At 34.4% G+C, this 9,167-nt stretch carries 9 protein-coding genes and 1 pseudogene; 2 read left to right on the top strand and 8 right to left on the bottom strand.

Going from position 1 to position 9,167, the window contains the following annotated elements; genetic code table 11:
• Positions 1-386 precede the first annotated feature (386 nt).
• Both V7097_RS17170 and V7097_RS17165 read right to left on the bottom strand, forming a co-directional pair.
• Positions 387-896: a MepB family protein gene (locus tag V7097_RS17170; RefSeq protein WP_335704860.1), complete on the bottom strand. Its 510-nt coding sequence runs from the start codon at positions 894-896 to the stop codon at positions 387-389.
• Between the two features lie 314 nt (positions 897-1,210).
• Positions 1,211-1,483 (bottom strand): HU family DNA-binding protein, encoded by a 273-nt coding sequence (locus V7097_RS17165; RefSeq protein WP_335367789.1) that lies wholly within the window; start codon positions 1,481-1,483, stop codon positions 1,211-1,213.
• A gap of 1,223 nt (positions 1,484-2,706) precedes the next feature.
• Between V7097_RS17165 and V7097_RS17160 the strand changes: the two genes are divergently transcribed.
• Complete coding sequence (locus V7097_RS17160) at positions 2,707-2,883, top strand: aspartyl-phosphate phosphatase Spo0E family protein (protein WP_335704859.1); 177 nt, start codon at positions 2,707-2,709, stop codon at positions 2,881-2,883.
• A 320-nt stretch (positions 2,884-3,203) separates the two neighbouring features.
• On the opposite strand, the gene V7097_RS17155 is transcribed toward V7097_RS17160, so the two are convergent.
• The 5 genes and pseudogenes from V7097_RS17155 to V7097_RS17135 all read right to left on the bottom strand — a co-directional run bounded on the left by V7097_RS17155 (position 3,204) and on the right by V7097_RS17135 (position 5,991).
• Positions 3,204-3,719 carry an SRPBCC family protein gene (locus tag V7097_RS17155; protein ID WP_335704858.1) on the bottom strand — a complete coding sequence of 172 codons (516 nt, stop codon included), beginning with the start codon at positions 3,717-3,719 and terminating at the stop codon, positions 3,204-3,206.
• 73 nt (positions 3,720-3,792) lie between these two features.
• On the bottom strand, positions 3,793-4,170 hold the full coding sequence (locus V7097_RS17150; RefSeq protein ID WP_335704857.1) for a VOC family protein: 378 nt from the start codon (positions 4,168-4,170) through the stop codon (positions 3,793-3,795).
• 29 nt (positions 4,171-4,199) lie between these two features.
• Positions 4,200-4,526 (bottom strand): ArsR/SmtB family transcription factor, encoded by a 327-nt coding sequence (locus V7097_RS17145; RefSeq protein ID WP_335704856.1) that lies wholly within the window; start codon positions 4,524-4,526, stop codon positions 4,200-4,202.
• Between the two features lie 327 nt (positions 4,527-4,853).
• Positions 4,854-5,051, bottom strand: a pseudogene (locus V7097_RS17140) (IS1595 family transposase); the annotation flags it as partial.
• Between the two features lie 457 nt (positions 5,052-5,508).
• On the bottom strand, positions 5,509-5,991 hold the full coding sequence (locus V7097_RS17135) for a hypothetical protein (RefSeq protein ID WP_335704855.1): 483 nt from the start codon (positions 5,989-5,991) through the stop codon (positions 5,509-5,511).
• Positions 5,992-6,264: 273 nt separating this feature from the next.
• Between V7097_RS17135 and V7097_RS17130 the strand changes: the two genes are divergently transcribed.
• Positions 6,265-7,743: a recombinase family protein gene (locus V7097_RS17130; protein WP_335704854.1), complete on the top strand. Its 1,479-nt coding sequence runs from the start codon at positions 6,265-6,267 to the stop codon at positions 7,741-7,743.
• A 16-nt stretch (positions 7,744-7,759) separates the two neighbouring features.
• Here V7097_RS17130 and rlmD read toward each other — a convergent pair whose 3' ends face one another.
• Positions 7,760-9,166, bottom strand: a complete 1,407-nt coding sequence (gene rlmD, locus V7097_RS17125; RefSeq protein WP_335704853.1) for a 23S rRNA (uracil(1939)-C(5))-methyltransferase RlmD — start codon at positions 9,164-9,166, stop codon at positions 7,760-7,762.
• Position 9,167: the final 1 nt, after the last annotated feature.

The following is a 9,167-nucleotide window of genomic DNA, read 5'->3' as shown; positions in this document are numbered from 1 at the left end:
GAGAAAAGAAGTTTCTTAAGTCCAACACTTCAAGAAAGTATGGTAATGAATTACTGGCAGTTTCATCAAGAGCCTTGGAAATTATGCCTAAAAAAACCCCTGCGATCAATATTAAAGTCGAATATAGAAATTTTCTTGATAGCGATATATTTATTGGTCTTCGAATTTCATTCAAATAATCTTTCATTTATTCCCTCACAATTAAAAAAAATAGAATTTGTTTTACTTTACCATATATTCTTTCAAACTCTTTTTTCACTAAACTGCTTCGTTAGCTCAACAAGAAAAAAGCTGCACAGGAATGGCAGTTGGATCTTTAACTCTTGCACCCGATACTTTAAGTGTAATTTTTCACAAACTATTAGCCAGCTTAGTTCTATCCAATTTTAGTTAGAATATAGCTTTATTAGTTCTTGTAATGGTAAATGATTTCGTTTATTCACCTCAACAAAATATTCTAATTGCCATTTTTGAGTTTCGATAGCCTGTTTGCTAGTTGGTTTTTCCCATCTTGGGTAAACTCTAATTGCCATTTTTCCTTTTGTAGTGGCTGTTTTAAGGATATTTTGTTTTACAAGAACTTCTTTTGGAAAAACGAATTGTCCAAAATTATTTTCACTAGTAAAGGTATTGATAACCAATAAATCAGTAGCCTTTTCATATGAAAAGGCTTGGTTTTTATGATTCCTATCTTTTTCCCAAAAAGCAACAAACTGTCCTATCTTAGTAGGTGTTTTCTTTGCGACTCTAAATCTAACCGATTTCGAGTTTAGCTGAAATATACCCGCCCCATAATCTGAATTTTGAGCTTCTTCTCGGATATCTTTTATAATGAAGCGATTTGGCTCATAAAAATTTTTATTTACATATGTTAACGCCTTATAAAATTCATTCACTACTTTTACCCCTTAATTTTATACTACTAGTACTAATGCCTCTCAAATCCAAGTTATCCTAATTTTAAGACAATGCCCAAATAAAGTAATTGAACTAACCTGCACCGATAGTACGATAACTTCTCCAAAATGGTGTTATACTAATTGTACATTTAATCTAAATTTCAAATCAGTACATATGTAGCAAGATTTAGTAATAATTGAAAACAAAAAAGACAAAACCCCTCACATATTTTGAGGGGTTTTTTGAAAAAAAAGGATTTTACTGTAGTTTGAAAACTACCTAAATCCCTTTATATGTAGAGCTCAAAGAGTCATTTCACCGCGTCCTTAAGTGCTTTCCCACTTTTAAATGCAGGTACTTTGCTTGCAGCAATGTGAATTTCTTCTCCAGTTTGAGGGTTACGCCCTTTACGAGCTGAACGTTCACGGACTTCAAACGTGCCGAAACCTAATAAAGCAACGTTATCACCGTTTGATAATGTATTAGAGATTGATTCAAAAACCGCATCTACAGCTTTTGCTGAATCTTTTTTAGTTAGCTCACTTTTCTCTGCTACAATACTAATCAATTCTGTCTTATTCATATGTATTTCTCCTTTCATGCCTCAAAGTGTTACTTTTTTATATTTATATAAACAAAAAGGATAAGTTCCTCTCTGTTAATACCATTGGTCCATTTAACATTGTTAATCATTCGAAGAGTTCCACCTTTAAAACAACTCTACATCAACCAACTTAAATTTACATAATTATCATTTAATTTTATATTATCTTTCTCCCAGTGTGCTTGTAAATACGTATCTGTCGTAAATTGGAATATTTTAAACATTTCTATTTCAAAATTTCCTTCTATTTTGCTCTACTAGCTGTCAAATCTAGTATACAAATCCCTCCCTTAAGGGGATAGGGTGTGCGAATTCTTACCTATTTTTAAAAATACGATTCTCTAATATTACATTACTTATAATATCGGATCGAATCCCAAAGAGTTAAGAGAATACCTCAAATAATAAAAAACCCCTCTCTTCAAGGAGACGGGGCATATTTGGGAAAATCTTTGGTGTGATATTAATTTTTCCTTACAGTAATGTATTTATTCAATAATCAGCTTAGTTTTTCTAATTAAACTATCCTGCACCGTTAGTTTAACAAAGAAAATGATTTCAATTTATAATTTGTTCGAATTGCGAAATGAATTATTTTAAATCAACATATATCCGTGTCGTTTTATTATTTGTTGAATATAATGTTATTGCTATTGCGACGACATGATAGCATCGTTTCAGGAGGTTTTACCTTGGAAAAGTAAAATCTCCCATTAAGGAATCCATTGCCTTGGAAAAGTAGTGGATTCCCACATTTATCACAGTTAAAATCCTCATATGGAGGATACCTTTAAGATTATTACATTTGATGTAATGGTCTCTTTTTGCTTTTCATTTTGTTTCTACTTCGACATACGAGCTTAGTTTTTTAATTAAACTATCCTGCCCGTTACTTGAAAAAGAAAAAGCGATCCCTCGTTGTTGAAGCATCGAGCACATTAATGAAAAAAATGACATTTTTTATACAAGATACCTTATAATAAAGCACCTATATAATAAACAAACCAATCTCTCCCAAATAAAAAGAATGTGGTTAGAATTAAAAATCGCCTTTTGTAAAAAGGTGGTTATTATCGACATATTTTTGTCACATATTTTTTGACTTATTTTGTCGAAGGTCTTTTTTTTATGTAAAGAATTTTGCATAATATTGTTTGTGTTTGTTTTAAGTAAAGCGTTAAATTAATAAAGAGGTGTAAAAATTGTTACAAGAAAGAACACAACTTAATAGGGAATCTCTTATATTATCAATAGTCCAAAAAAGGGATGAAATGATTCGTCTTGCTACGTTAAATGGTATATTAAACAGTGAGACAATTAAATGTAGTCAAGAACTCGATAGATTATTAAATGCTTTTAAAAAGTTTCAAATTCATTAATTTACTGAGGGGTGTCCTACGTCAGCTAGCAAATGTATCCCAATAGAGACACCATTTTTCTCACCTCCATTATAATAGGCACCCATTAAAGGATGCCTCAAGATTCTTTATTAAAGAATAACAATATCTAAATACTTGTTCCTTCTTTGTTCAACTAAACTTCTTCGTTAATATAACTTCAACAAAAAAACGCACCCTTAATATTAAGTGAAACAGATCACGAAATTCCATATAGATTATGTTGCGCCCTTTAGTTTATAAGAATATGATATTTTTTTAGAGATTTATCCAGATAATCAACTATCTTCAACATATAATTCTTACTTTATTTGACTTAGATATCCTTCTAAACGGTTCCAAGTTTCGGTTATACCTTGTTCCATACCCATGTCCATAACGGTCCTGAGAGCCTCAGCAGAAACATATTCTCCCCGATTAATTAGTTTTGTCTTACCGTCCATATCGATGAACTCCAACGTGACTTCAGTTGAAGGCAATTTCTCATCGATATTGCCCTCTGCATCCGAGAAATAATCTGTATAGATAATTAACTCCGGTACGGTAATAGCCTTGTAGATTCCTTTACCCCAAGATTCCATACCATAAAATTGTCCTTGATTCCGATCAACACACTTCATGCAATAGTGCCAAACACCACCTGGTCTGAAGTCTACATTACAAACCGGAAGTTCCCACCCATTTGGTCCCCACCAATTTTTAAGATGCTCAGGCTCTTTAAACATTGTGAAAACAAGGTCGCGAGGAGCATTGAATATACGCTCTAGAATTAGTACCCGATTATTCTCTACTCTCGTAATCATTGTATTATTTGTCATTACAACTCTCCCCCTATTGTAGTAGTATTGGAAGTACTGAGGCTAGATACAGCAGTCTGTTATTATCTCGTTTTTAATTTTTTTCCATAACGGCGAAATAATTATCCTCATCGTCGGCAAAATTAAATACTTTTCCGGAAGGCATATCAACAATATCTCCGACTTTGACATTTTTATTTTTAAAGTTGGAATGTAATTGAGCGGCTTTTTCTGTAAAGAACATCAAAGAAGGTGTACCAAGATTTAATTCTGGTTCCATTTGAGCAATGAAATCTTTATTGTGAATAACGATACTTGTTCCAGCATTTTCTGGGGCAACTTCAATCCATCTCATACCTTGACCGTTATCTTCTTCTGCAATTACCTGAAAACCTACCTTTTCCGTCCAAAAATCACGAGCTTGATCTTGATTTTTCACATACAACATAACTTGACCTAAACTACGAATCATTCAATTCACTCCTTAAACAATTTTTTTCATTAATTCAATGTTTTTTTGCCCTGCAAAACATTTAGATAATCGTCCAACCTATCCATCCTGTCTTCCCACAATCCCCTGTAGGAGTTCAGCCACTTATCCAGTTCTTGAAACGGTTCCGGTTTTATCCTATAGATTCGGCGATTAGCTATCGGTTGAACCTCGACTAGTCCAGCGTCGCAGAGCACCCTAAGATGCTTAGAGGTTTGCGGTTGTTTCAATTCTAACTTCTTTGCTATTTCGCCCACCGGAAGCGGTCCTTCTAGTAGTAGGTCAACGATATCAAGGCGGTTGGGCTCAGCCAGAGCACTGAAGGTATGCGGGTTCATGTTGAATCATCTCCCAACTTTTGTTTTATCATTAATAATAATCAATTATCTCGTTAATTTCCCTCCCCTGGCTTCAAATATAAAGCATATAATGCAATATCTCTCTTTATTTAAATATACCCTTACAGGAATATTCTAGTCAAGGAATATTATTAACAAAATAAAAAAATCCTTTGAAATCGGTCATTACAGATACCTCAATAAAATATACTTCTTCATTTTGAAGAAATGCCCTCTCTGACACCTATCAAGCTTATATTGATATTGAACTATCCTGCTTCGATAGTTGAATAGTATCTTCCGTTTAAATTTCTAAAATCAGGTCAATCCATACCGAACGATATGTTCTGATTCGCAGTCAGGACAATGATAACCGCACTTATTTTTGCCTTCAGCTATTTCTTGCAGAACAGTTCCTGTCGAAGATGCAGTAAGTGCATCAATTAAATACTCTCGTAGTCGGTGTTTTTCTGCTGGATTTAGTTTTTGAATGGATTTAAGAATATCAGTTGCTCTCACGTTCATCACCAACTTACAGAGCCTTTTATAAAGAGGTAGCTCTTTGACTTTGATTAAATATCATCCTATATTTACGTAATAATGAAAGTCATACTTCTTAAACAATATTTTTTTTTACCTTCTACTTCCACAAGTTAAATCAGTTTATCCCCTCATTTTTTACTCCTAATGTCATTTTTCTTATTACACTTTCAAAAACATCTTCTGAATCGACGTTTTCTAACCTTGATAAAATTGCATTTTGTAAAGAGATAATTATTTTCGTCAAGTTTTTGTCATATACCTTTTATCTTTTTTGACTTATTTTGTCGAAGGTCTTTTATTTATGTTAAAAATTTGATGGCTTTGGTCCAAAATCAAATTCAATTTTTTCATTTTTTCGCCTTTTGTAACTCTTTTTGCTGCTCTATTCTGTAACATATCTGGAATATTTCCTTTTTTAAAACCCAATATTTTGAGGAAATTAAATTCCTTTATTTTGAACAGGTTGATGTGATTTTTTAAAATTATTGACGTTTTGTTTGTATTTTTCTTTGCAATTTAATATTGCAACTTCAATTGCATAAGGATCATTTTTTAACAAAGCTGGGTACTTACGGTTTAAATAATGTTTTATTGCTTTAGTTTCCAATTCATTTGGTAAGACCGGTGATTTAGGTAATGGTAGCGGACTTTCAACACTAAAGATATAATCATAATTTCTTTTAATTTCTTCTCTAGTGATTCTAAAATTACATACTCCATTTCCATCAAATGTAAACCTTTCAAAAAGAACTCTTAAGATACTATTAGGTTTTTTATTTTTGATTTCGTAACAAATTTCCAACCTTATAACATCCTGCCCGGCTAATTCTTCTATTGTAATTTTTCTATCTTCGATTTTGTTTTTAGGAATTTCAAAAACGTTTTCTTTCAATACACATATATACTTAAACGAAATAGACATATAAAATATCACCTCAAATGAAGATTTAATTGTGCTAGCCAATTTAATATTTATAATATATGCAATCCTTTATAATGGCGAAAAGAAGCGAAAACTTATTAAAAATAAAATAAATACACTTTTTGTTTTCTATTGTGGTACAAGTCAAATCAAACATTGTTTCAACTGAGAAGCTAAATAACTCTCTTTTATAAAATTTATGATATTGTCAATAATGAAAACAAGGTAAACACTGCTACATCTCAACTTATTGTGAAAGGAAAATGAGACTTCATGAGATGTGCAGTATATGTCAGAGTTTCAACAGATAAAGAAGAACAAAAAGCATCACTAAAATACCAAAAGGAGCTGTTTTACAGATATATTGAGGAAAAAGGGTGGGACATTTACGATTTTTATGTGGATGTTCAGACAGGTACAACTGCTAAACGGGAAAGTCTTCAAAAAATGATTGATGATGCAAAGGAAAAAAAGTTCGACATTATTTTAGCCAAGGAACTCTCTCGTCTAGCTAGAAATGGAACACTCTCTTATAAGATTCGGGATCTATGCAATGATGAAGGAATTCATATTATCACTTTGGATAATGCAATAAATACTTTAAAGGGAGAAACTCACTTGTTTGGCCTTTATGCGTGGCTCTATGAGCAGGAATCGCAAAATACAAGCAACCGTGTTAAGGATACCCTGCGAACAAGAGCAAAAAAAGGGTTATTTCATGGTTCGAACCCTCCTTATGGATATGAGGTCCGGCAAGGAAAACTTTTTATCAGAAGTGATAACACCCCAAATGTAGTCAGAAGAATCTTTAATGAGTATCTGAGCGGAAGTGGCCGGGATAAGATAGCACGGCGCTTATATAATGAGGGAATTCCTACTCCTGCTGATGTAGCTGGGAAGACAAACGCTGGGGACAAATGGAATGATTCGACATTAAGGCTTATCCTCACAAACCCTCATTATGTAGGTGATTTGGTACTAGGACGAGAGACCTCTGTAAGTGTGACAAGTTCAAAACGCAAAAAGGTTGATAAGGAAAAACAAATCATCCATAAGGATGCCCACGAACCGATTATTTCAAGAGAAGTATTTGATGCTGTTCAACAGCAAATGAAGATACGAACTAAGTATATAACAGCTCCAAAGAAACACCTTTTCACGAATATACTTTATTGTGCTGATTGCGGAAAAGGAATGTGGTGGCGTAGTAACCGAAAAGGTTATGTATGCGGGAATTACGCACGTCATGGGAAAAAAGCATGTAGCCATCATTCCATTAAAGAAAAATTACTTATTGATACTATTTCAGCTGACATTAAAGAATTAGTAGACCATATTGATAAAGATCAATACGTTAAGCAATTGGAGAATGAATCAACGAAATCAAAACAAAACCTCCAAAAACAACTCGGAAAATTGGATAAACAAATCAATTCCGTTAGGGATCGAAAAAGAAAATACATCAACTTACTAGCTGAAGAAATCATCACAAAAGAAGACTATCGTGAAAGTGTTGAAGCAAATAATAATGAAATTAAAAATTTAGTTGATAAGAAAAACGATTTACTAAAGGGCTCGGAAAATGAACAAAGTGTGGATAACATTGAAAAGTTAAAACAGAAATTACAACAATTCCTGAATTCCGATGAATTAACACCAGAAATCTTACATCGTTTTGTTAATCGAATTGAAGTTATGTCTGATGGAAAACCTACTATCCACTATAGTTTTACGGCTCCTAAATTAAAATAAATGCAGCAGGAATCCCCTATTTGGGGCCTGCCGCATCTTTTAAAACTATCTGCGAGACGCACTCAACGTGCGCCGTATGCGGAAACATATCAACCGGCTGCACATATTCCACCCTGTAAAGCTTCGACAATACTTGAATATCCTTTGCTAGTGTAGACGGATTACAAGACACATACACCATCTTCTTTGGCTTTACTTTTAAGACAGTCTGTAAGAATTGATCATCGCAGCCTGTACGTGGTGGGTCGACGACGATAACGTCTGGGCGCCAGCCTTCGTTCACCCATTTTGGTAGGAGTTTTTCGGCTTTTCCTACTGCATAGGTTGCATTCTCAAAGCCATGTTTTTTGGCATTTTTTCTAGCGTCTTCTATGGCTTCTGGGATGATTTCGATTCCTCGGATTTCTGCTGCGCCGTCTGCAAGCCATAGTCCTATTGTTCCTACTCCACAGTACGCATCGACGATTTTTTCTTTGCCTGTTAATTGGGCTGCCGTTTTCACTTCATCATATAATTTGACTGTTTGTTCAGGGTTCAGCTGGAAGAATGCTCGAGCTGATAGCTCAAATGAAAGGTCTCCAAGTGTTTCTTGAATAACCTCGCTTCCGTGCAGATGAATTGATTCGTCTCCAAAGATGAGTGACGTCTTTTGACCATTGATGTTTTGGATAATTGATTTGACTTCAGGCAAACGTTTTGTGATTTCTTCTATTAATAGGCTTTTTCGAGGGATTTCTTTTTGTGCTGTAATTAAGACAAGCTGCACTTCTCCCGACTGAACGCCGACTCTTGTGACGATGGTGCGGACGAGTCCTTTTCGATTTCGCTCATTATAGATTGATATCTTTAGGTCCTGAAGGATCATTTTTACCGTTTGAGTGACTTTACTTGTTGCTGGATGTTGAATCATGCAGTCGGCAATATCGATGAGTTTGTGAGATTTTAGGCCATATAGCCCCGCTATCACTTTTTGCTTATCCAGTCCGACCTGGAACTGGCTTTTGTTCCGGTAGCTCCATGGGTTTTCCATTCCTATCGTTTCTTTAATATTGAGTTTTTCAATAGGTGTTTTGCTATAACGTTCAAAGGCCTGGACGACAATATCCCGCTTCTCATTTAATTGCTGACGGTAGTCCAAATGCTGCAGCTGACACCCTCCACATAATTCATAGATTGGACATGGTGGTTTCACTCGATGCTCTGATTTTTTGCGAATTTTTTTAATCTTGCCCTCGGAAAATTTTGGATGAACCTTAGTTGCTTCGACTACTACCTCTTCTCCTGGTAACGCTCCTGGCACGAAGACGACCTGCCTCTTAAAATAGCCGACACCTTCTCCGTTGATTCCGAGTCTTTTTATTGTTAGGGGAAAGGTTTGTCCCACCTGTAATTTTGCTTGGTTTTCTTTTTGCTGTTTCATCATA

The organism is Bacillus sp. JJ1562 (genome assembly GCF_036962705.1).
In the GTDB taxonomy this organism is placed as follows: Bacteria; Bacillota; Bacilli; order Bacillales; family Bacillaceae_L; genus Ferdinandcohnia.
The sequence above is the reverse complement of the archived record's forward strand: the minus strand, read 5'-3'. Positions and strand labels throughout refer to the sequence as shown.

Coding starts and splice junctions, on each gene's coding strand:
- V7097_RS17165 (WP_335367789.1), bottom strand. CDS start 1,483: ATGAATAAGACAGAATTGATTAGTATTGTAGCAGAGAAAAGTGAGCTA.
- V7097_RS17155 (WP_335704858.1), bottom strand. CDS start 3,719: ATGACAAATAATACAATGATTACGAGAGTAGAGAATAATCGGGTACTA.
- V7097_RS17150 (WP_335704857.1), bottom strand. CDS start 4,170: ATGATTCGTAGTTTAGGTCAAGTTATGTTGTATGTGAAAAATCAAGAT.
- V7097_RS17145 (WP_335704856.1), bottom strand. CDS start 4,526: ATGAACCCGCATACCTTCAGTGCTCTGGCTGAGCCCAACCGCCTTGAT.
- V7097_RS17135 (WP_335704855.1), bottom strand. CDS start 5,991: ATGTCTATTTCGTTTAAGTATATATGTGTATTGAAAGAAAACGTTTTT.
- V7097_RS17130 (WP_335704854.1), top strand. CDS start 6,265: ATGAGATGTGCAGTATATGTCAGAGTTTCAACAGATAAAGAAGAACAA.
- rlmD (WP_335704853.1), bottom strand. CDS start 9,166: ATGATGAAACAGCAAAAAGAAAACCAAGCAAAATTACAGGTGGGACAA.